We start from the raw sequence: 21878 nt of genomic DNA on the forward strand, positions 1-21878 counted from the left end.
ACCAAGGAGGGCTGAAGATGCCGAGAATATTGGGAACGCAAGTGATGCTTCGGGAATACCGCCAAGACGATCTGCCCTGGATGCGTCAGTGGGCGAACGATCCGGAGGTGGTCGTTCACCTGTCGGATATTTTCCTGTACCCGCATACGCTGGAGTCGACAGAGGCTTTTCTCCATATGATGATTGACGGGAGCCCGGACTGCAAGGGGTTCGTCATAGCCGACCGGAACGACGGCGCTTATATCGGTCAGATCAGTCTGGACACCATCGATTGGAAAAATCGCGTCGGACGCATCGGCATCGTTATCGGCTCGGCGGAGCATATGGGCAGAGGCTACGGAACGGAAGCGATGAAGCTGCTTATCGGATTTGCATTCCGCGAGATGAATCTGAATCGGCTGGAGCTTGAGGTGTTCGATTTCAACGATCGGGCGATTCGCTGCTACGCCAGCTGCGGCTTCGTCCAGGAGGGCCGGCTTCGCGAAAGGCAGTACAAGAAGGGCCAATACTGGGACGTGCTGCAGATGGGACTTCTGAAGTCGGAATGGAAGGACGATACGCCATGAATCCGGAGCTGCGCCCGATTCCGCGTTCCTCCTTGCGCATTCAAGCCGGCAAATGGGCATATACCTCCCGTCGCTATGCGGAATGGATGTTCGGCGACGCCAGGTTCGCCCGGAGCCGAAGCTCCGATACGCTTCCTCATACGATAATGGAGCATCGCACACCGCTTCTGCGCAAGCTCGCCAACTCGGAGATGTGGCTGCAGCACAACAAAATCCTGAATTTGCAAGCCGCGCTGCCCCGCTTGAACGGCATCGTGGTGCGCCCCGGCGAAACGCTGTCGTATTGGCGAACGCTCGGCAAGCCGACCCGGCGCAAGGGCTATGTGGACGGGATGGTGCTGTTCTGCGGCGAGGTACGGACCGGCATCGGAGGCGGCCTCTGCCAGCTGTCGAATCTCATCTATTGGATGACGCTCCATACGGAGCTTACCGTGACCGAACGGCATCGGCACAGCTACGACGTGTTTCCCGACGCGAATCGCAGCCAGCCCTTCGGCAGCGGGGCTACCTGCGCTTACAATTATCGGGATTTGCGCATCCTGAATCGTACCCCCGTCGCTTATCAGCTCAAGCTTCGCATGGACGGGGAGTATTTGCTACCACTACGAGGTTAGGGAGAAAGAGCACCGCATAACGCTTGAGCCGTGGGGCGGTTACGTTCGTCACAATTTGCTTTGCCGCGACGTCTATGCTGAGGACGGAGAATGGCTGAAGGAAGAAGAGATTACAGAAAATCATGCGCTTATGATGTATTCGCCGCTTCTGAACGAGCCTTCCAGCTAAAATAACGATCAAGAACGCCATCAGGCAAGAAGAGAGGGAGCCGGGTTTGCCATTCGATACGATTCTAGAGTGCTACTTCCCGGATGGACAATGGGAGATCGAGCAGGGACATACGGGCTGGAACAATACTACCCGATACATAAATGCGGAGGGCAGGAGGTGGGTGCTGCGGATTTACGAGACGCACAAGGACGAGCGGAAAGTCCGCTACGAGCATCTGCTGCTTACGGCATTGAACGAGATGCCCCTGTCTTTTCGCGTGCCCTGTCCTGCAAGACTTCCCGCTGGCGATACCTTCATCCGGCTGACCGACGGCTCGGAGCGGCTGGCTTGTCTGTTCGCTTACATCGAAGGGGTGCGACCGGAAGAGGATGTCTTCAACGTCGTGCAATTGGGAACGGCCGCAGGCGAGCTGATGCAGGCGCTAGCCGGGCTGAGCCTGCCGGAGTCTCCGGTGTATCCGCCCTATTATGAGATGGATTCCGCTTACCCGCTGTGCACCCCGGACAGCCTGGCCGCGTTCTGCGGCGATCCCCCTGCCGAATTGCAAGGGGAGAAACCTGAATTAAAGCTGATCGAAGCGGAAATCCGCAGCTTCCGCACGCTGCTGCCGCGTTTTCGCTCGTTGCCGCATCAGCTGGTCCATGGAGATATTAATGCTTCGAACGCTCTGTCCACCCGCGAAACCGGGGGAAGAATCGCCGCGATTCTGGACTTTGAGTTCTGCACCTGGGACTTGCGGGCGATGGAGGTCGCCGTGCTGCTGTCCGGCTTTCTGAACGGCGAGAGCGCGATGGAGAAGATCGAGAGCTTCCTTCAAGGCGCGGGACAGCGGGTGCGAATGAGTCCCGCCGAGCTGGAAGCGATCCCTGCGCTGATTCGTCTTCGCGCCCTCGATGTCTTTCTTCATTTCCTGAATCGCTATCTGGAGGGGATCGACGGAGCGGCGGTCATTCGGGAGCAAACTCTTTCGGTGGCCGAGGGAATTCGCAAGCTGGATGAGCTGAGAGAACCGTTGGAGCAAGCCGTGCAGAGATATTTAACGTCCTAAATGAATGTCGCGGGAACGCGGGAAGGTCGTAGTTGGAATAATGCGGCGATTTCGAGAAAAATGCAGCAAGCGGTCTTGCCGTAAGCTCTCTGTGGACGTATGATCGGGGTAACGAAGAAGGCATTCGGTTACAGAATATACAGGAGTGGAGGAATTCGCATGAATCCGAAGAAAACCGAGGACCTGCAAGCGAATGTAGAGAACACGCTGTTTAAGCCCTTTGAACTGGGCGGCCTGAAGCTTCCCAATCGTATCGTGATGGCACCGATGACACGAGGCTTCTCCCCGAACGGGGTTCCGGGAGCCGATGTCGCCGCTTATTACAAGCGGCGGGCGGAGAATGGCGTCGGACTGATCGTGACGGAAGGGACCGTGATTGACCATCCCGCCGCTACGGGTGATCCGAACGTACCGAATTTTCACGGGGAGGAAGCGTTGAAGGGCTGGGCGAATGTGGCTGACGCCGTGCATGAGGCGGGCGGCAAAATCGTGCCGCAGCTTTGGCATGTCGGCATGACTAGACGCAACGGCTCGCTGCCTCACCCCGAAGCGTTGTCCGTCGGACCATCGGGACTTGCGCTTAACGGGAAGAAGTTCTCCGAGCCCTTGACAAAAGCCGAGATCGATTCTATCGTGAGTGCCTTCGCCAGCGCCGCAGCTGACGCCAAGCGGATCGGCTTCGACGGAATCGAGCTGCATGGGGCGCACGGCTACTTGATCGACCAGTTTTTCTGGGAACAGACGAATCGGCGCGAAGATGAATATGGGGGAGATATCGTCTCCAGGACGCGGTTCGCCGCCGACATTGTGAGAGCCTGCCGCTTGGCTGTCGGTCCGGATTTTCCTATTATTCTGCGCATCTCGCAATGGAAAGCCGGGCTTTATGATGCGAAGCTGGCGGAAACGCCGGAGCAGCTGGAGCAGTTCCTCGCACCGCTCTCCGAAGCAGGCGTGGACATTTTCCATTGCTCTACGCGACGCTTCTGGGAGCCTGAATTTCCGGGATCGGATCTGAATCTGGCAGGCTGGGTGAAGCGAATCACCGGCAAGCCGACGATTACGGTCGGCTCGGTCGGTTTGGAAGTCGAATTCACAAGCGCATATCGGGATCAGGATTCCAAGGTAGCCGACGTCGGCGAGCTGTTATCTCGACTGGAGAACCAGGAATTCGACCTTGTCGCCGTAGGCCGCGCTCTAATTGCCGATCCTGCCTGGGCCGTCAAGATGCGCGAAGGCCGATACGGGGAATTGCTTCCGTTCCAATCGGACAAATTAAACCAGCTCTTGTAAGCGGGGCCTCCAGGCTCTAGACAAAGAACCTTCAATTCTCGCCGAGAAAGCGAAAATGAAGGTTCTTTTTACGAAGCTATGCAGCGTCTGCTCTCAGTCGGTTCGATCTAAGATAGGCAAAAGCACAAAGGATGGACACGAGTACGACCAGCGCCATTCCCCAATAGATGTTGCTGTAGGCATGTTCTACGGCGAGCTGCTTCTGCCAGCCGAGGGCGCTTGCGGTCAGGGCTACCCCGAAGGCACCGCTGAAAAATTGCAGCAGCTGGAACAAGCCCATGCCGGAGCCGATCTGCGTCGGCTTCAATATTCGGGACATCTCGTTGGAGATGCTGCTCGACAAGAACGTAAATCCGATGCTCAATAGAATGTAGATGAACAAGAGCGCGAGATACCCCGTTCCGACGAACAAGGCGAACAGTATGGCGGATGCCAGCATAAGCAAGGGGACGTAGCGGATAATCGCGTCATTGCCTCGCAGATCGATGACGCTCCCCACCTTCCTGGAGACAAGCATGGAGAGCAACGATCCCGGAAAGATCACAAGGCCTGCCCCGATGGCGCTTAGTCCATAATGGCCTACCAGAATCTGCGGCAGCAGGAACAAGGTTGCAAAGCTGCAAAGGTAAGCCGCGATCCCGACAACGCCCAGCAGAAGATATGTGCGGTTGCGGAACAAGCTCGGTAGCACGAAAGGCTCGGAAGCCGTTCGAATGCGCAAGGCGAACAGCAGCAACGCCGCTGCTCCGGCGAGGAGCGCGATCCAGGATTGGCTTGTCAGGAAGAGCAGCAATCCGGTCGTGCCGAGCCCGGCCAGCAAGGCGCCGAGGCCATCGAAGGACCCTTTGGCGGGGTTCTCCTTCGGAATGAGCGTCGCATAGAACGGAATAAGAGCCAGCATGACGGCCGTAACCAAAAACAAAAAGTGCCAGCCCAAATATTCGACGATTACGCCTCCGATTACAGGACCCAACCCGAGACCAAGCGAAGCCGCCGACATAATCGTGGCCATTGCTCTTCCCCGGCGGGCCATCGGCACGTATCTGGCAATGAGCACCAAGGACAGGGCGGGAATCGAACCTGCGCCTGAGGCTTGCACCAGCCGGACAAGCAGCACGGACAGGAAACTGTTGCTGAAATAGCCGGCTACGGCCGCAACGCTCAGGGAAAGAATCCCGATCAGGAACAGCCGCCGCAGCGGTACAAAGTCGGAAAGCCGGCTATACGTGATGGAAGAAATGGCGAAGACGATGGAGTAGCCCGTCACGATCCATGAGGCTGAGGAAGCCGTCAATCCGAAGGCGGCTGTGACGTCCGGCAATGCCAGATTAAACATCATCGTATTCATGATGACCAGCACCACGGATACGCTAAGGATGAGGGAGACGAGACCTTCTTTCATGACAGAAGCGCCGTCGGGGCTGCCTGGAACTGTTTCTTTGGAATGGACGGTCATCTCGGTTTCCTTCTTTCTTGATTTGTTGCATTTCTAAAGTTCGATTATCTTCGAACATTAGAAATATAGCATGGCGTATGGTAAAATGCAATCATATGCGCATAAGAGGGAGGAGAATAGACGAGATGAAGAGACTTCACCATCCGGACCGCTCCGACATTCATTTATCCTCGGTGCTCTATGCCTTGAGCGATCCGGTTCGCCTATACATCGTTGCGGAAATCCGTAGGAACGGCGAACAGACTTGCGGAGACATTCCGGTGCCCGTCGTCAAATCCACGTTCTCGCACCATGCGAGGACGCTTCGCGAAGCCGGCGTCATTCAGGTGAGGGCGCAGGGAACCCAGCGCTATCTTTCTTTAAGATCGGAAGATCTTGAGGCCAGATTCCCGGGACTGCTGGACTCCATTCTGGAGGCGTACGAAAGCTCGGGGGAACAGAAGGCGTTATTCGCCGAGTGATGGAAGAGCAGCCTGGGAGTGAGGAGTGGAAAAAATGAGCAGAACGTTGATGGTCAGCGATGTTCACGGCTGCTTGGAGCCGTTGGAGCGTCTGTTAATTGAAGTGGACTACGATTCGTCAAGGGATCGGCTAATTCTACTTGGCGATTATGTGGATAAAGGGCCCCGAAGCAAGGAAGTGGTAGAGCGAGTCATGAATCTCGTCGAGCACCATGGAGCCGTAGCGCTGAAGGGAAACCATGATCAAAGGCTAGTGGAGCTTATTCGGACGCCTCATGCAGAGGTCCGGACTAAGTTTGTGGAGCATGGGGGCGTGCAGACGCTGAACAGCTATTTGAATCGCACGGACGAAGAGTTGAGCGGGGATATGCTGCGAGAAGCTATCGCCGTTATCGATGCGACCTATCCGTCACATATTCGTTTTCTTGCAAGCTTGCCCTACTATTATGAGGACGATCGTCAGATTTGCGTGCATGCGGGATTAAATCCGCGATTTGCCGATTGGAAAAGCCAGCCTGCCCACGACTTTATGTACATCAAGAAAGAGTTTCACGAAGCTCCGACAAGGGTAGCCAAGAAAGTCGTATTCGGCCACACAAGGGCGCAGGAGCTGCACGGTTCCTCAGAGATTTGGTTCGGGGGGGATAAGATCGGAATAGACGGCGGCTGCGCTTACGGCCTTCAGCTTAACTGTCTGATCGAGGAATCCGGCTCGTATTCTACGCATGCCGTGCGGAATCCTCTTTAGTCGCCATAAATACGGAGCGGAAACCGCGGTATTTCGAATTAACTTACGGGGTTCGAAACGATAGAGTTAAGGGAGCGGCCAATTATCGTTATGTTTATTCCGACCGGCAAGTTCCATATTCCCCAACCGAATAAGGGAAATCAGGCCCGTCCGCGGTTGATCAAGCTGCTCGACGCCGGTTCCGCATGCCGGTTAACGATCGTCGCGGCTCCTTCCGGATACGGGAAGACGACCGCTGTCGCCGATTGGGCCCGCCAAACCTCGATCCTCGCAAGCTGGTTATCTCTCGATTCGGAGGATAACGACCCGATTCGATTCTGGAACGGAATCGTCGCATCCATTCAGGCCGCGAACGCGTTCCCGGACGACTCGCTCCGGCAGGCGATGAACGCGTTTCCCCATCAACCGATCGAGGTCGGCTTGGATCGGGTTGCGGAACAATTACATCGACTGGAAGGCACACTGTCCGTCGTACTGGACGATTACCATCTGATCCGTAACCCGGACATCCATCTTCAGCTTTCGGCGTGGCTCGACCGGTTGCCTCCGCTCGTTCGCATGCTGATCGTCAGCCGCGCCGAACCCGGGTTTCCGTTGGCTCGGCTGCGCGCGAGCGGTCGGTTGCTCGAACTGGGCATCTCCGATCTGCGTTTCGATGACGATGAAGCGGACAGTTACTTGAATGATGGCCTTGAGCTAGGACTCCTTCCCGCCGATATGACCGGATTGATCGAGAAGACGGAAGGCTGGATCGCGGGAATCAAGCTGATGGCCATGGCGATGGACGTCCGGGGCGACCGCTCGGCGTTCATCGATTCCGTGAACGGCAGCGAGCGTTTCATTATGGACTACTTGACGGAAGAGGTGCTGTCGCGCCAACCGGAACAGGTACAGCATTTTCTGCTGAGCACTTCGGTCTTGGACAGAATGAGCGCTTCCTTATGCAACCAACTAACCGGCCGGACCGATTCGGGAGAAATATTGGCGGGGTTGGAGAAAGCGAATCTATTCATTGTCCCGCTGGATAGTCAAGGAAGCTGGTATAGGTATCATCACCTTTTCGCCGAATTTCTGCGTGACAAGCTTCGCCGGTTGGACGAGAAGCTCGCCTCGGAATTAATCCGGCAGGCGGCGATCTGGCTGCAAGAAAACGCTCGCGCCCGCGAAGCGATTCCGTACTGGCTTGAAGCTGCCGAATATGCGCGAGCAGGGGAATTGATCGGCGAACTTGCCCCTTATCTGCTCAAGGAAGGCTCTTGGAGTCTGCTCAAGAGCTGGCTCGACGCCATGCCGTCCTCCATGACGCACGAATCGGAACGCCTTTCCATCACATATGCTTGGTCGGCCTTGCTGTCCGGTCAAAGCGGCGAAGCCGAGAACGCGCTGCGCAAATCCGGGCGAGCTTTGCTTAAATCCGCTTCCTGGACCGGCTCTCCCGAGGCGCAAAGCGATTGGCTCGGGGAAGCTTCTCTCGTGCGGATGATGGCAGCCTTTTACCGCAACGACCTTCGCTCCGCCCTGATTTATGCCAAAGAATCCGTCGAACGCAAGACCGTCATCAGCGATTTCATCCGGATCGGAATCGACTTCAACGCGCACGAGACCCGGCTGTGCAGAGGCGCGCTCGGCATGAGCGGCCATCTTCGCAAAGCCGCTTCTTACCTTAAACAGATGGAGCCGGACGTCGCGGCCGATCCGGCCGACACGCTGGCTACGGGCTATAGCTACGCCGTATTCGGCGAAATCATGTACGAGTGGAATCGTCTGCCCGCGGCCGAGGAAAATTTGCTCAAGGGCGTGCGAATCGGCGAAACGTCCCGCAATCCCGGGCTTTGGGTTCCCGCCATGAAGGCCCTGATCGGACTTAAGGATTCGCTCGGCCATCGAGGGCAAGCCGACGAGCTTCTAGTCGAGCTGGTCCGCAGTCCGATACCGGCCGCTTCTCCCTTATGGGCCGACGTCGTCGAAGCGTTCCGAATAGTGCGGCGGCTGTCGATTGGCGAGTATGAAGAGGCGGCCGAGTGGCTGGAGCGAACAGGGGCTCATCTGGGCGATAGTACCCTGGTTATCCGCGAGTACGAGCATTTGGTGCGGATTCGCATACTGCGGGCTTTGGGCAAAACGTCGGAAGCGATAGATGGAGCCGAAAGGCTGTGGCTGTCCGCGGAAAAAAAGGGACGGAAGCTCACGCTCGTCGAGCTCGTCAACCTTCAAGCGCTGATCCATCGCGACGAAGGGCGACCGGAACAGGCGACGGCTCGCCTGCGCGACGGACTTCGCATCGCCGAGCGCGAAGGATATGTCCGCTCGTATGCCGACGAAGGCGAACCGATGGCGGAACTGCTGCGGCATACGCTGGACCGGGTCGTATCGGGCGAGCTGCGGAACGTATCGGCAAGATATATCCGCATGCTTTTGTCCGCCTTCGGCTCGCCGAAGGCGAACGACGGCAAAGGACCTCGCCCTCGTAAGTCCGCGGCCGAACCCTTCGCCGAATCGGAAGAGCTGTCCGCCCGGCAATGGGAAATTCTCGATCGCGTTTTGACGGGGGCTACGAACCAGCGAATCGCCGACGACCTGTTCATTAGCGTCGGCACGCTCAAAATCCATTTGAACCGCATTTACAAGAAGCTGAACGTGGACAACCGCGAACAGGCGATCCGTTGGGCCGAGCGAGAGAAGCAACTGCGCGAATCGTCGGTCGGGATCGGCTTTCCGCTAGAATATAACCCCTAATATAACTATTGCGCCGATATGTTGTCCGATATACTTATCCCTATCAAAAATATTAGGAGATGAGCGGAGATCATGTCGAATGGGATTCCTAAACGCCGATGGCGGTCGCTTGCGCTAGTCGTTAGCCTGATGCTGGGTATCGTCGGCCTTCAGGCAGGCGCCTCCGCGGCGGGACTGCTGCGTGAAGCGGAAGATTATCAACTGTCCAGCGTTGCTTACAAAATGACCGCCGGAGACTTCAACCGAGACGGCATTTCCGATTTGGCCGTCAGCGTCTACGGGATGAATACGATACAAATCTGGTTAGGCAACGGAGACGGTACCTTTCGGGTCGGGGAATCGTACGTGGCCACCTTTCCCTCCAATCTCGCAACGGACGATTTCAACGGGGACGGGAACCTAGATCTCGTTACCTTTGATATGGAGTCGAGCATCCCGCTTCAATTCTCATGGTTCCTGTCGGGAAATGGCGACGGGACTTTTGCGCACCCGAGTATGTTGCTGAACGTCAGCACGTTCGGTCCGTACTCCAACCCCGGCTTTATCGTCGGCGATTTTAACGGCGACGGAAAACCCGACCTATCGGTCACGCTCGGCTATGCAGCCGCCGTCGCTCTCGGGGACGGAACCGGCTCATTTCTGCCCTACGTTGAAACGCCGGTCGGATCGCCGATCAAAAAATGTCAGCCGGCGGACTTGGACGGAGACGGCAAGACGGATTTGGGCTGCTTAAACGGCAACGGCATGCTTACGGCCCTATTCAGCGAGGGGGACGGTACTTTCTCCGTCGCTTCGGACATCTGGGTCGGAGGAAGCCCGGTCGCCTTGGATAGCCACGACGTTAACGGAGACGGTCTGTCCGATATCGTCGTCTCCGGCTCCGCCGCGCCTGGAATTTATATCGTGTTCGGCAGTCGGGACAGGCACTTGAATCATTCCGATTCTTTTCTAACCTCCCGCGATGCCTCCGGATTGAACCATGGCGACTATGACGGAGACGGCAGAACCGATATCGCCCTTATCCGAGCGGATCGGATTTCTATTCTGCTCAAAAACGAAGACGGCACCTATTCGCCCGAAGGAGAATACGAGGCGGAACCGGGCCACTATATCTGGTCCGGTTCATCGGTCGGCGGGAAATTTAACGGCGATAACAGAACCGATATTGCCGTCTTGACGGTCTTGAACAATTCAACCGCTCATCTTCTCGTCTTTAATTCGGGCAACCCGGGAACGTTCCGGCTCGCTTCTTCCGCTTATTCCGCATCCGAGGGGGACAGCTCGATAACCGTCGCGGTTTATCGCGACGGAGGCAGCTACGACCAGGAGACGGTAGATTACGCGACGTCGGACGGGACGGCGCGGGCGGGAAGCGACTACGCGGCTACAAGCGGCACGCTGGTCTTCGGTCCCGGAGAAACGTATCGAACAATCTCGATTCCGATTCTCGACGACTCCGAAGACGAGGAGGACGAAACGTTTACGTTCGCGTTATCCAATCCGTCGGGGGGAGCGTCGATCGCTTCGCCTGCTGCAGCCGTGGTGACGATCGTGGACGACGACCCGCCAGGCCCTATACCGGATACCGACGCTCCGACATGGCCAGCAGACGCCTTGCTCGGCGCGACCGCCATTACGCAAACGAGCCTCGTGCTCGATTGGCCGGCCGCATCGGATAACGTTGGCGTCGACGCCTACGAAATCTATGAAGCGAGCGCGCCGGCTCCGATCGCGACGGTCTCCGAGTCCGTTTACTCGTATTCCGTCAAGGGTTTAACGGCGGGAACGGGGTACGCCTTCACCGTCGTCGCCAAGGACGCCGCGAGCAACGAGAGCGCCGGACTAAGCCGCGCTCTCTCGACGGGCGCGATCCCGCCGTCCGTTCCGAAGACTTCGTCGGGCCCGGCTTCTCCCTTGTCCGGCAACGCCAACGTGAAGGAACTGGTCCTGCTCGCGAACGGCTTGAAGCTACAGCTTACACCACGATTCGCAAACGGCATTACGGAGTATACGGCGACGACGGAAGCGGACGAGATCGAAATCCGCATCACGCCCGAAGATGCCTTAGCCGTCGTTACGCAAGGCGAAGAGACTCTAAAAGGCTCGAAAAAATTCCCTCTCCGGATCGGAAAAAATACGATGGTGTTCGCCTTAAAGGCTCAAGACGGCACGGTGAATAAGATCACGATCGCGATCGAGCGAATCCCGCATCGAACGGAGGAGATGGCATGCTCCTTTGCCGACTTGGACGGCCATTGGGCGAGGGCTCAGCTCTGCGAAGCCTTGCAGAACGGCATCGTTCAGGGCGCCTCAGCCGCGTCGTTCGAGCCCGACCGTTCCGTCACGAGGGCGGAATTCGCGGTCATGCTTCTGCGGGCGTTAGGCGCTTCCTCCGACGACGAACCGTCAGGGTATGTCCCGTTCGGCGACGCCGGGGACATACCGGCATGGGCCGTACCCGCGATCCGTTATGCTACGGCGAACGGGATCTTGACGGGTTACCCCGGCGGCGACCTCCGGCCCGGCGCTCCGATCTCGCGGGCCGAGATGGCCGTCATGCTCGGGAGGGCGATGAAGTGGCCTTCGGCATCGACGCCGGCTCGGACGTCTTTCTCGGACGATAGTCTGATTCCGTCGTGGGCACAACCCTATGCCCGCGAGGCGCTCAATCGCGGTCTGATGCAAGGCAAGGGAAGCAACCGATTTGCCCCGGAAGCGGCCGCTTCGCGTGCCGAAAGCGCGGTCGTGGTGCTTCGGATGCTTCAGAACTCGAACGAATAATAAGAAAAGGCTCTCCCGCTAAGTCGATAGACTGAATGGAAAACGAAGGTACAAAACCTAGGAAGCTGGTCTTACCGGAGTAGCAAACCTACCAGTGGGGAAACTCCCGACAGGGCTACTGGCGCACTGTCGGGAGCGTGGTAATGCAACGCTCCATTACAAACGAAAAGCTCGCACAACCAGGGTATTATGACTTCCCTGCACAGTACGAGCAACTTCGTCAATTGAACTTTAACAGTTGAATCGCTTTATACCGAATGGTACATACGGGGTGTCAGAGGTCGGCTACTCAACTTATGGGTAGCGTCCTATTCGATTATTCGGCCTTCTCGGCCGACCGGGGCCTGATCATCAATTCGGGACGAACAATCTCGTCGAATTGCGCTTCGGTGAGCAGCCCGCTATTGAGGGCCGCTTGCTTCAGCGTCAGCCCTTCGCGATGCGCGGTTTTAGCGATCGTCGCAGCATTCTCGTAGCCGATATACGTATTGAGCGCCGTGACGAGCATAAGAGAGCGTTCGAGATGCGAGCGAATGACGGCGTCGTTGGCCTCGATTCCGACCGCGCAGCGATCGTTCCAGGAATGCAGGGCATCCGAGAGCAGCCTTGCCGACTGCAGAAAATTATAAATGATCACCGGCTTGAACACATTGAGCTCAAAATTGCCCTGACTGGCGGCAAAGCCGATGGTAAGGTCATTGCCCATCACCTGGGCGACGACCATCGTCAAGGCCTCGGACTGCGTAGGATTGACCTTGCCCGGCATGATCGAGCTTCCCGGTTCGTTCGCCGGAATCGTAATTTCGCCGATGCCGCTGCGCGGGCCGCTGGCGAGCCATCGGACGTCGTTGGCGATCTTCATCAGATCGGCGGCCAGCGCCTTAAAAGCCCCGTGCACGTAGACCAGCTCGTCGTGACTCGTTAGCGCGTGGAATTTGTTGACCGCCGTGCGAAACGTTTTCCCGGTAAGCTCGCTGATTTTGTTCGCTGTCCTGGCGCCGAACGCCGGGTCGGCATTAATTCCCGTACCCACGGCCGTTCCGCCGATGGCCAGCTCCCGAAGATGCTCCGCGCTGTCCCGAATCATGGCTTCCGTCTTGTCCAGCATTCGGACCCAACCGCTGATTTCTTGCCCGAACGTGAGCGGAGTCGCGTCCTGCAGATGGGTTCTTCCGATCTTGATGACGTCTGCGAATTGCTCGCTCTTTTGCAGCAACGTGGACCTAAGCTTGGCGATTGCCGGAAGCACGTTGTCTTCTACGGCGAGAAGCGCCACAATGTGCATCGCGGCAGGAAACGTGTCGTTGGAGCTTTGCGAACGGTTCACGTCATCGTTCGGATGAATTCGCTCGCTGCTGCCCTTATCGGCCAGTCTTTCATTAGCCAGATGGGCAATGACCTCGTTCAAGTTCATGTTGGTTTGCGTGCCGCTTCCCGTCTGCCAGACGACAAGAGGGAAGTGCTCGTCCTTCAACCCTAGCGCAATGTCGTCCGCGGCGCTCGCAATGGCCTGAGCTTTTTCCTCGGACAGTCCCCCGAGCTCCGCATTGACGAGAGCTGCGCTTTTTTTGAGCAGGGCGAAGGAATGGATGAGCTCTATGGGCATTTTCTCCGTGCCAATGCGGAAGTTGTCCATGCTTCGCTGAGTTTGTGCGCCCCACAGCTTATCCGTAGCTACGCGAACCTCGCCCAGAGAATCCTTTTCTATGCGATAATCCTCCATTACGACACCTCGATTTCATAAGAAGTGATTAGACCTATGCGCGATGCGCAGCAGCATGGAAGGGAAGACGCCATCGCCATTGCCATTCTGAATTCAACTGATATAGCTTACCTAGTTTACTTAAACGTATGCGCGGATGTTGAATAATCGTTATCGCAGTGTCGGGATTATATTTCATGTCATTAAATATAATAAGAGACATAATTATAATTATGTTAACTAATGATCAAAAAAACCGTCGACTGCTCGATAAGACCGAGCTGCCGACGGGTGTCGAATGAGGGAGCTGCTTTTGCACTAAGCTTCGGCTCGGATCAATTGTCTTCCTTGCGGCGATCGATCGCTTCCGCCATCGTCTTGTCCGTAAGATGAGCGTAAATCTGGGTCGTCTCCGGAGACGCATGGCCGAGCTGCTCCTGGGTTTTGTACAGATCGTTGCTTAAGTAGTAGTCCGTTGCAAACGAGTGTCGCAGCTTGTGCACCGAGAGATAAGGCTTGCCGAAGCGTTTGGCGTATTTGATCACCATCTCCTGAATGGCCCGTTTCGTCATTCGGGAGCCTTCCTTTTTCCCGTTGGCAATCGCCAGGAACATCGCTTTCTCTTTCCTCGGCGCCTTGTACCGGGTATCCCGCTGTCCGAAATATTGCTCCAGATCGGGGATGGCGTCCTGACGAAAGTAGACGGGGGTCTTAAACGTGTCGTCGTTTTTCCCTTTGCGATAGACGTATACGAGCCGTTTCTTCAAATCGATATCTTCCAGATTCAGATTCACAAGCTCGGATACCCGCAGGCCCGAATTGAGGATCAGGCTGACGATGCAGCAATCCCGGATGCGGTTGAGCTCATGCGCGTAAATCGCTTGCTTGTTGGCGGCCACATCATGGGCGTAATCTTCTTTAATGTAGTTAATGAATTCGAGAATCTCTTGCTCCTGAAGCAGCTTGCCTTCCAGCTTGGCGGCGGTATCCTTGGGCTTGTGGGTTCGCTTGACGGACACCTTGGCCATCACGTTGCGCTTGAGCAGCGGATAGAAGTGCTCGTCTTCGGCAATCTGGCTTAAGTAGTGAAACAACGATCTCAGCGATGAAAGCTTCCGGGAGATTGTCGTCTTCGTATTGGCATTCTCCTTCTTGGTCGCAAGGAACATTCGAAATTGATCCACGCTGTCCATGTGCAGACGCTCTAAATCCGTAATAGGCACATCGTTCATTCGAGCGGCTTCAGTCAATCCTTCCGCCATTAGCCAGGAAAGGAACGTTTCATAGTCTCTGACGTATTCGAGCAGGGAGGATGGGGAAAGGTCGGGCAATTTATAATGGATGAATTTGTCGATATACCAAGGCATCGTCGGGATGCGTCTGTCGAGTTCTTCGCGATCTTTGCGTTTTTGCAGGTTCATGCGCTCACCTCGTTCGGGATAGCTTTACTGTAATCCGCGAGGCCTGCGAAAACAAGTGCAAACCGATATAAAAAAGTTGCGAGAAGTGTCATTTCGCACGGTTCGAGGTTTCTGATACAATACAGGCAAAGGCGAGAATTTGCCTGGAGAGAGGAGAGAGAACATGCACGGACCGGCATATGTGCTGACTTGGGTCGTGATGCTTCTGCTGCTGGCCTTCGCGATAGGAAAGAGAAGGATCTGGCCGGCCATCATCTATACGATTGGCTGCCTCATCCTGCTCAACGCCGTGCTGAGAGACACGGGAGAATGGGATGACCTGGCCGATTTTGCGACATTGGCGGTCATTGTCGTTCCGATCTACTTAATCGGTTCCGTTATATGGGTTTCCATGCATCTATACGAACGCCGCAAACGCAAGGATCATCCGAGAGACTGAATTCGACAAGTTAACGTAAAATAAATTATGTAAACTACATGGGAGTGCCGCATAATGATTAATGCCATTAACCAAAGTAAGGACGTCGCACAAGCAGCCGAGCAATTCGTACGCCAATTCTATGAGGAAACGGGACGCTCCTTGTCCGAGCTTGAGAAGAGACTGGCCGAGATCGAGCGCGCGATTGCGGAGGAGGGGACGTATGTCCATACGCCGGACGAGCTTAGCTTCGGAGCCAAAGTCGCCTGGCGCAACAATAGCAAGTGTATCGGCAGGCTGTTCTGGGAATCTCTCGAAGTGTTCGACGAGAGAAGCCTCCGAACCGAAGAGGATATTGCGGAGGCGTTGTTTCGCCATATCCGATACGCGACGAACGACGGACGAATCCGTCCCTCGCTTACGGCATTCGCATCGCGTCGTCCGGACGGCGGAGAGATTCGGATCTGGAACCATCAGCTTATCCGCTATGCCGGCTATCGCACATCCGAAGGGATCGTCGGCGATCCCGCTTCTCTGGCGTTCACCGAACAGGCGCTGCGGCTGGGTTGGGAAGGAAAAGGCACGAAATACGATGTGCTGCCTCTGGTTGTCCAGATCGACGGACGCACCCCTAAGTGGTTCCCTATTCCGGAGACTCTGGTCAAGGAGGTTCCTCTCGTCCATCCGAGCATTGAATCGTTCTCCGAGCTGGGGCTTAAATGGTATGCGGTGCCCATTCTGTCGGATCTGGCCCTTGAAATCGGAGGCATCCGGTATACGGCTGCGCCCTTTAACGGCTGGTACATGGGGACGGAGATCGGCGCGCGGAATTTAGCAGATTCGGATCGCTACAACGAGCTGCCCGGCATTGCCGACAAGCTGGGGATCGATAGAACCTCGAATACGACGCTGTGGAAGGATCGGGCGCTGGTAGAGCTCAACGCTTCGGTCATTCATTCTTTCAAGGCGAACGGCGTAAGCATCGTCGATCATCATAGCGCCGCAGAGCAGTTCATGCGGTTCATGAAACGGGAGGAGCAGCAGGGGCGCGAAGTCAATGCCCGCTGGTCGTGGCTGATTCCGCCGATGTCTCCTGCGGCTACGCCGATCTGGCATGAGAGCAAGCTGCAGGAACGAGAGGTCAGCCCCGACTATCGCGCGCAGGAGTGTCCCTATTAGGAAGGCGCATGGAGGGATCGATGCTGCGCATATCGCGACGAAGCCGAAACGTTAGGCGTTCTTCCTATTAAGCAGACAATTCGTTTTGCAGGCTGCATATGTAACCGGACATCGTCCCGCGATAAATCTCGCAATCGCTCAAGCAAAGCGCGAAATCCTCCGGCGTAACGAGATGAGAAGGCTTATCTAGCGGCGGATTGCCCTCTTGCTCCAATACCGACGCGACGAAATGAGAGCAGAAGAAGGCGTTCTCGCGAGGGATTTTCTTTCGGATAAGCACACCGATCAAGCCTAGCAAGTGGTACTTATACCGCTCCGGGCTTGTTTTCATGTCATTCAAGCGACGGCGCATCCGAAGATAGCTGATTTCGCCAACCGGAATGCGGTAGACCGCGCAAGGAGCGGATTGATAGAAGGGGTCCCGAAAGTTCTCCTGGATGAATCCGGCGGAGAACGGGTTGTTCAGCTTTTTTCTCCCGAAGCTATACACTTCCCTAAGTCCTCTGTCGAAGGAAAGAGAAGCGTGGTTTAGCGGCGCTTTCGTAAACCATTTGATCGTCTGGCTGAACCATGTCCCCGTTGCGGTCAATACGACGTACACTTCATCGGATTTCATTGCAGCACGGCTCCTTGCCTTCAAAAAATAGGGATACCTTGATGGTAAGGCATGGAGGAGAATGGAGACACGCCCGCAGGTTGGGTTTGTCGATAAGACGTTAGTCCGTATTTCCCCCGACTTGCGTCGGTGAGTATTCGCCAATCAGGCAGGAAAGGAATGAGCGCTTTGCATCGTATCATGATCTGCGAGGACGATCCGAAGCTTTCGTCGCTCTTGCAGGCCAACATCGAGAAGTACGGCTATGAAACGGGCGTCGTCGAGGATTTCGACCGCGTGCTCGATTTTTTTACGGCTTACGACCCTCATCTGGTGCTGATGGATGTCAATCTGCCGAAGTTCGACGGCTTCTATTGGTGCAGGCAGATTCGCGCGGTGTCCAAATGCCGAATATTGTTTATATCCGCACGTTCGGGAGAAATGGATCAGGTGATGGCGCTTGAATACGGGGGAGACGATTACATTACAAAGCCGTTTCATCTTGAGGTTGTCATGGCCAAAATCCGCAGCCAGCTTCGCCGCGCCTTCGGGGAATACGCCTCCGGGACAGAGGAAAGGATCGTCAAGCTGGGCGGATTGCAGCTGTATCCCGAGCGAATGGAGCTGGAGCTGGACGAGACTGTCAGTCCGTTAACGAAGAAGGAGGCCGCTCTTCTGGAAACGCTCCTGCAGCATTCCCCCCGGGTGGTCAGCCGGGAGCTGCTCCTGGAGAAGCTATGGGACGATCAGGCGTTCGTAGACGAAAATACGCTTAACGTAAATATGACGCGTCTGCGCAAGAAGCTCCAGGAATTCGGAATCGACGGCGGCTTGGAAACGGTAAGGGGAGCTGGCTATCGGCTGGTGCCCGTGTGGGAGGCGGAGAGAGGAATATGAAGCTCTTCCTGCGCGAGCATCTGCCGCTCTTCCTGCTTAGCGTCGTACAATTGTTCGCGGTGCTGCTCGTCTACTGGCTGGACGGCTACCGCAATCTGCTTACCGGCCTCTATTCCGTATTCTTGGGCATTCTATGCCTGGGCGGTTATTTGCTGTATCGCTACTACTCTCATCAATCGCTCTATCAAAGGCTATCCGAACCGTTGAAAACGTTGGATGATTCCCTGCAAGAGGTAGAGAGGACTCCGTTGTCCGCGGCAGTCAGCCATCTGCTTCAGTCTCAATACGGTCACTATCAGAGCCAGCTCAAAGCGGCGGAGAAATCCCGCAATGACCATCTTGCCTTCATCAACCAATGGGTTCATCAGATGAAAACGCCATTGTCAGTCATCCGGCTTACGATGGAAGCCCAGGGCGACAATCGCTCTTCCAGCGTGCTGGAGGAGACGGACCGGATGGAGAAAGGGCTGGATACAGTGCTGTATGCGGCCCGTTTGGAAACGTTCGAACGGGATTTCCAGGTGGAATCCGTCTCGTTGAGGACGGTTGTCGAGAGTGCGATCCATGAGAACAAACGGCTGTTCATCGGAAGCAAGGTGTATCCGGAGCTGCAGGTGGATGCCTCGTTCTATGTGGAAAGCGATGCGAAATGGCTGGGGTTCCTGATCAGCCAGCTGGTCACTAATGCCATTAAATATTCAGCGGATGCCCACCAGAAGGTTACCTTTAACGCCTTTGCCCGCAACGACGAAGCGGTTCTGGAAATTCAAGACCGAGGCATCGGAATTCCGCAAACGGATCGCAAGCGGGTGTTCCAGAGATTCTACACCGGGGATAACGGACGCAAGTACCGGGAGTCGACGGGCATGGGGCTGTACTTCGTGCAGGAGATCGCCAGCCGTCTAGGACATAGGGTAGAACTGGAGTCGGAGGTCGGCGTCGGCACTTGCGTTCGCCTCGTTTTTTCGTCCTACCTTACAAAGATGTAAGGAAGCTGAAAGGCAAATCGATGGGATGCGGCTCGCTCGCTTGTTACACTTGGACTCAGATAGCGGGAATCGTCCCGCAGAGCAAGAGGGGAGAGAGCGGCATGGAGATGCTGAGCGTGCGTCAACTGAACAAAATATACGGAGGAAAGGTGCCTTCGCGAGCCCTGGTCGATATTAACCTGAGTATTGAACAGGGGGAATTCGTAGGGATCATGGGGCCTTCGGGAAGCGGCAAAACGACGCTGCTGAATCTGGTCGCCGCGATCGATTCGCCGACTACCGGCGAGGTATGGATCAATGGCAAAAATCCGCACAAGCTGAATAAGCGGGAGCTTGCCCGCTTTCGCCGGAAGGAGCTAGGCTTCGTCTTCCAGGACTTTAATCTGCTGCCTACGCTTACGGTGGAGGAGAACATTGTTCTGCCGCTGACGCTGGAGGGCGAACGGGTCAAGGTGATGGAAGAGAAGGTCGGCGCGATTGCGGCGAAGCTGGGCATCCAGTCGATTCTGAAGAAGCGCACGTATGAAATCTCCGGCGGACAGGCGCAGAGAACGGCAATCGCGCGGGCGATGATTCACTCGCCGAAGTTTCTATTCGCGGACGAGCCCACCGGCAACCTTGACTCCAAGTCCGCGAAAGACGTGATGGACATCCTTACGGCGATTAATCGTTCCGAAAGAACGGCGATGATGCTGGTCACTCACGACGCAGTCGCAGCTAGCTACTGTCATCGCGTCATCTTCATCAAGGACGGGCAGCTCTTCAACGAGATCCATTGCGGGGAGAGCAGACAAGCATTCTTCCAGAAAATCATCGACGTGCTGTCGCTGCTGGGAGGGAACGCGCATGACCTTTCGACAATTCGCGTTTAACAACGTCCTGCGCAACAAGCGAACCTATGCCGCTTATTTTCTGAGCAGCGCATTCTCGGTCATGGTATTTTTCGTCTACGCCGTGTTCGCCTTTCACCCGGATCTGGCTAACGGAAAAGTAAATAACAACGTCTCTACGGGTATGCATTTCGCCGAAGGGCTGATCTATGTTTTCTCGTTCTTCTTCGTGCTTTTCTCCATGAGCTCCTTCTTGAAAACGCGGAAGAAGGAATTCGGTTTAATGGTGATGCTGGGGATGACCAATACCCAGCTTCGTGCGATGGTGTTTCTGGAGAACGTGCTGATCGGCCTGTTCGCTACGCTAAGCGGCATCGGCATGGGGCTTGTTTTCTCCAAGCTGATGCTGCTGTCGGCGGGCAACCTGCTGGAGCTGGAGGAGACGCTGCCCTTCTATATTCCGGTGAAGGCGCTGTTGCTAACGTTCCTCGCATTCTTGATCCTGTTTGTCGTAATCAGTCTGTTTACCGTGTCTATACTGCGGGGCAACAAGCTGATCGATCTGATTAAAGGCAGCAGTATGCCGAAGCCGGAGCCCAAAGCCTCGACCCTGCTGTCTTTGACCGCCGCCTTACTGATCGGGGCGGGTTACGCGATTGCGTTAGTAGTGAAAGGCATGGCTGTCGTGGCAGCCATGATTCCCGTCACGTTAATGGTTATTGTGGGCACGTATTTCCTGTTTACGCAGCTCAGCGTGTACCTGATTAACAAGAGCCGAAGCAATCGTAGCTTTTTCTGGCGCAAGACGAATCTGCTGTTTCTGTCCGATCTGTCCTATCGGATGAAGGATAATGCAAGAACCTTCTTCATGGTATCCATTCTGTCGACGTTGGCATTCTCGGCGATCGGTTCACTGGTCGGCTTTAAAACAATGGCGACGAATCTGCTGTTCGAACAAAGTCCTTTTGCCATGGAATACGTCTCTGAGCGCGGAATGACCAAGGAAGCCGCAACGGATGTCCGGCTGATCGAAAGCACGCTGACAAATGCCGCCATGTCGTATCGGGCTTATCAGGCGTTCATGTCCGAGCAGCGGCTTGCCGGTTCGGAGGATACGGTTTACGTCGTTAAAGCTTCGGATTTCAACCCGATTGCGGCGGCGGCGGGCGAGAAGACCGTTGAGATCGATAACAATGAAGCGGTTATGATCTACAATGAAAACCTGCAGATCAAGAGGACGCCTCCATCCCAACAAGGAAGCATCTCCCTTCAGGACCTCAAGCTTAATCAGGTAGGAGCTCAGCCTTCCAATACAATGCCTCTATTCCAAGATTATTATATCGTGTCGGATGCCGCGTACGATAAACTGTATCACAAGAAAGGGCGAGCCTTCTATGCCTTCGATTTGAAAAGCTGGAGGGCGACCAAAGACATCAGCCTGGAGCTGGAAGAGAAGCTTGCCGGCGATGGCAAAAGCTTCATGTCTCTCGCCTACGAATATGCCTTGATCAACCAGAGCTTCGGCATCGTTCTCTTCATTGGCTTGTTCATCGGAGCGGTGTTCTTCGTCGCATCCGGCAGCTTCCTTTATTTCCGGTTATATGCCGACATGCCGGAGGATAAGGCGAAATTCAAGTCGATCACAAAGCTGGGCCTAACCGACCGCGAGCTGTCCGGCATCGTGACGAAGCAGTTGATGATTCTCTTTTTTGTCCCGATCGTGGTTGCCTTCATCCATGGCACCGTAGCGCTTATTGCTCTGCAAAACATGTTCGAATACAGCCTGATCCAGACCTCGATGACCGTGCTTGGAACGTTCATGCTCATCCAGCTTATCTACTTCCTGCTCATCCGCGCCAAGTATGTCAAGCAAGTCATGGTCTGATTGCACTTCGCACACGCAGTGCGCAACTGCATTCCCGAATCGGGAGTGCCTGCGCACTGCGTGTTTTTGTATTTGTGCCGAGTTTTTCGC

The 21878-nt window shown here is 55.6% G+C and carries 17 protein-coding genes and 1 pseudogene; 14 read left to right on the forward strand and 4 right to left on the reverse strand.

Annotated features, from left to right (window positions below; all coding sequences use genetic code 11):
• Nucleotides 1-17 precede the first annotated feature (17 nt).
• The 4 genes and pseudogenes from ACFO1S_RS24180 to ACFO1S_RS24195 all read left to right on the forward strand — a co-directional run bounded on the left by ACFO1S_RS24180 (nt 18) and on the right by ACFO1S_RS24195 (nt 3690).
• Nucleotides 18-566: a GNAT family N-acetyltransferase gene (locus tag ACFO1S_RS24180; RefSeq protein WP_204602485.1), complete on the forward strand. Its 549-nt coding sequence runs from the start codon at nt 18-20 to the stop codon at nt 564-566.
• Nucleotides 563-1349: pseudogene (locus ACFO1S_RS24185) on the forward strand (VanW family protein). Before ACFO1S_RS24180 ends, ACFO1S_RS24185 begins: the two are co-directional and overlap by 4 nt.
• A 46-nt stretch (nt 1350-1395) precedes the next feature.
• Complete coding sequence (locus tag ACFO1S_RS24190; protein ID WP_204602484.1) at nt 1396-2400, forward strand: phosphotransferase; 1005 nt, start codon at nt 1396-1398, stop codon at nt 2398-2400.
• Between the two features lie 159 nt (nt 2401-2559).
• The gene (locus ACFO1S_RS24195) at nt 2560-3690 is read left to right on the forward strand and encodes an NADH:flavin oxidoreductase (protein WP_204602483.1); all 1131 of its coding nucleotides are present in this window, start codon (nt 2560-2562) and stop codon (nt 3688-3690) included.
• Between the two features lie 76 nt (nt 3691-3766).
• Here the strand turns inward: ACFO1S_RS24195 and ACFO1S_RS24200 are convergent, their stop codons facing one another.
• Nucleotides 3767-5146, reverse strand: a complete 1380-nt coding sequence (locus ACFO1S_RS24200; protein ID WP_204602482.1) for an MFS transporter — start codon at nt 5144-5146, stop codon at nt 3767-3769.
• 125 nt (nt 5147-5271) lie between these two features.
• Here ACFO1S_RS24200 and ACFO1S_RS24205 point away from each other — a divergent pair, with 125 nt between their 5' ends.
• The 4 genes from ACFO1S_RS24205 (at nt 5272) to ACFO1S_RS24220 (ending at nt 11872) form a co-directional block, all read left to right on the forward strand.
• Entirely contained in the window at nt 5272-5607 is a 336-nt protein-coding gene (locus ACFO1S_RS24205; RefSeq protein ID WP_204602481.1) for an ArsR/SmtB family transcription factor, read from the forward strand.
• Nucleotides 5608-5641: 34 nt separating this feature from the next.
• Nucleotides 5642-6355: a metallophosphoesterase family protein gene (locus ACFO1S_RS24210; protein ID WP_204602480.1), complete on the forward strand. Its 714-nt coding sequence runs from the start codon at nt 5642-5644 to the stop codon at nt 6353-6355.
• Between the two features lie 90 nt (nt 6356-6445).
• Entirely contained in the window at nt 6446-9091 is a 2646-nt protein-coding gene (locus ACFO1S_RS24215; RefSeq protein ID WP_204602479.1) for a winged helix-turn-helix domain-containing protein, read from the forward strand.
• Nucleotides 9092-9163: 72 nt separating this feature from the next.
• Entirely contained in the window at nt 9164-11872 is a 2709-nt protein-coding gene (locus ACFO1S_RS24220; protein ID WP_204602478.1) for an FG-GAP-like repeat-containing protein, read from the forward strand.
• Nucleotides 11873-12188: 316 nt separating this feature from the next.
• Here ACFO1S_RS24220 and fumC read toward each other — a convergent pair whose 3' ends face one another.
• Nucleotides 12189-13595 (reverse strand): class II fumarate hydratase, encoded by a 1407-nt coding sequence (gene fumC, locus ACFO1S_RS24225; protein WP_204602477.1) that lies wholly within the window; start codon nt 13593-13595, stop codon nt 12189-12191.
• Between the two features lie 314 nt (nt 13596-13909).
• Complete coding sequence (gene xerS, locus ACFO1S_RS24230; RefSeq protein WP_204602476.1) at nt 13910-14995, reverse strand: tyrosine recombinase XerS; 1086 nt, start codon at nt 14993-14995, stop codon at nt 13910-13912.
• A gap of 163 nt (nt 14996-15158) precedes the next feature.
• On the opposite strand from xerS, the gene ACFO1S_RS24235 reads away from it, so the two are divergent.
• Nucleotides 15159-15434, forward strand: a complete 276-nt coding sequence (locus ACFO1S_RS24235) for a hypothetical protein (RefSeq protein WP_204602475.1) — start codon at nt 15159-15161, stop codon at nt 15432-15434.
• 54 nt (nt 15435-15488) lie between these two features.
• Nucleotides 15489-16592, forward strand: a complete 1104-nt coding sequence (locus ACFO1S_RS24240; RefSeq protein ID WP_204602474.1) for a nitric oxide synthase oxygenase — start codon at nt 15489-15491, stop codon at nt 16590-16592.
• A 67-nt stretch (nt 16593-16659) separates the two neighbouring features.
• Here ACFO1S_RS24240 and ACFO1S_RS24245 read toward each other — a convergent pair whose 3' ends face one another.
• The gene (locus tag ACFO1S_RS24245; RefSeq protein WP_204602473.1) at nt 16660-17208 is read right to left on the reverse strand and encodes a hypothetical protein; all 549 of its coding nucleotides are present in this window, start codon (nt 17206-17208) and stop codon (nt 16660-16662) included.
• 168 nt (nt 17209-17376) lie between these two features.
• On the opposite strand from ACFO1S_RS24245, the gene ACFO1S_RS24250 reads away from it, so the two are divergent.
• The 4 genes from ACFO1S_RS24250 to ACFO1S_RS24265 all read left to right on the forward strand — a co-directional run bounded on the left by ACFO1S_RS24250 (nt 17377) and on the right by ACFO1S_RS24265 (nt 21788).
• Nucleotides 17377-18084, forward strand: coding sequence for a response regulator transcription factor (locus ACFO1S_RS24250; protein WP_204602589.1), 708 nt, complete (start codon nt 17377-17379; stop codon nt 18082-18084).
• A complete protein-coding gene (locus ACFO1S_RS24255; protein ID WP_204602472.1) occupies nt 18081-19073 on the forward strand; it encodes a sensor histidine kinase in 993 nt (330 codons plus the stop codon). Before ACFO1S_RS24250 ends, ACFO1S_RS24255 begins: the two co-directional genes overlap by 4 nt.
• A 101-nt stretch (nt 19074-19174) precedes the next feature.
• Nucleotides 19175-19945, forward strand: coding sequence for an ABC transporter ATP-binding protein (locus ACFO1S_RS24260; RefSeq protein ID WP_204602471.1), 771 nt, complete (start codon nt 19175-19177; stop codon nt 19943-19945).
• A complete protein-coding gene (locus ACFO1S_RS24265) occupies nt 19920-21788 on the forward strand; it encodes an FtsX-like permease family protein (protein ID WP_204602470.1) in 1869 nt (622 codons plus the stop codon). Before ACFO1S_RS24260 ends, ACFO1S_RS24265 begins: the two co-directional genes overlap by 26 nt.
• Nucleotides 21789-21878: the final 90 nt, after the last annotated feature.

It is taken from the genome of Cohnella boryungensis, assembly GCF_042651945.1.
In the GTDB taxonomy this organism is placed as follows: Bacteria; Bacillota; Bacilli; order Paenibacillales; family Paenibacillaceae; genus Cohnella; species Cohnella boryungensis.

Coding starts and splice junctions, on each gene's coding strand:
- ACFO1S_RS24195 (WP_204602483.1), top strand. CDS start 2,560: ATGAATCCGAAGAAAACCGAGGACCTGCAAGCGAATGTAGAGAACACG.
- ACFO1S_RS24215 (WP_204602479.1), top strand. CDS start 6,446: ATGTTTATTCCGACCGGCAAGTTCCATATTCCCCAACCGAATAAGGGA.
- ACFO1S_RS24220 (WP_204602478.1), top strand. CDS start 9,164: ATGTCGAATGGGATTCCTAAACGCCGATGGCGGTCGCTTGCGCTAGTC.
- ACFO1S_RS24260 (WP_204602471.1), top strand. CDS start 19,175: ATGGAGATGCTGAGCGTGCGTCAACTGAACAAAATATACGGAGGAAAG.
- ACFO1S_RS24205 (WP_204602481.1), top strand. CDS start 5,272: ATGAAGAGACTTCACCATCCGGACCGCTCCGACATTCATTTATCCTCG.
- ACFO1S_RS24200 (WP_204602482.1), bottom strand. CDS start 5,146: ATGACCGTCCATTCCAAAGAAACAGTTCCAGGCAGCCCCGACGGCGCT.
- ACFO1S_RS24210 (WP_204602480.1), top strand. CDS start 5,642: ATGAGCAGAACGTTGATGGTCAGCGATGTTCACGGCTGCTTGGAGCCG.
- ACFO1S_RS24255 (WP_204602472.1), top strand. CDS start 18,081: ATGAAGCTCTTCCTGCGCGAGCATCTGCCGCTCTTCCTGCTTAGCGTC.
- ACFO1S_RS24240 (WP_204602474.1), top strand. CDS start 15,489: ATGATTAATGCCATTAACCAAAGTAAGGACGTCGCACAAGCAGCCGAG.
- ACFO1S_RS24180 (WP_204602485.1), top strand. CDS start 18: ATGCCGAGAATATTGGGAACGCAAGTGATGCTTCGGGAATACCGCCAA.
- ACFO1S_RS24235 (WP_204602475.1), top strand. CDS start 15,159: ATGCACGGACCGGCATATGTGCTGACTTGGGTCGTGATGCTTCTGCTG.
- xerS (WP_204602476.1), bottom strand. CDS start 14,995: ATGAACCTGCAAAAACGCAAAGATCGCGAAGAACTCGACAGACGCATC.
- fumC (WP_204602477.1), bottom strand. CDS start 13,595: ATGGAGGATTATCGCATAGAAAAGGATTCTCTGGGCGAGGTTCGCGTA.
- ACFO1S_RS24265 (WP_204602470.1), top strand. CDS start 19,920: ATGACCTTTCGACAATTCGCGTTTAACAACGTCCTGCGCAACAAGCGA.
- ACFO1S_RS24245 (WP_204602473.1), bottom strand. CDS start 17,208: ATGAAATCCGATGAAGTGTACGTCGTATTGACCGCAACGGGGACATGG.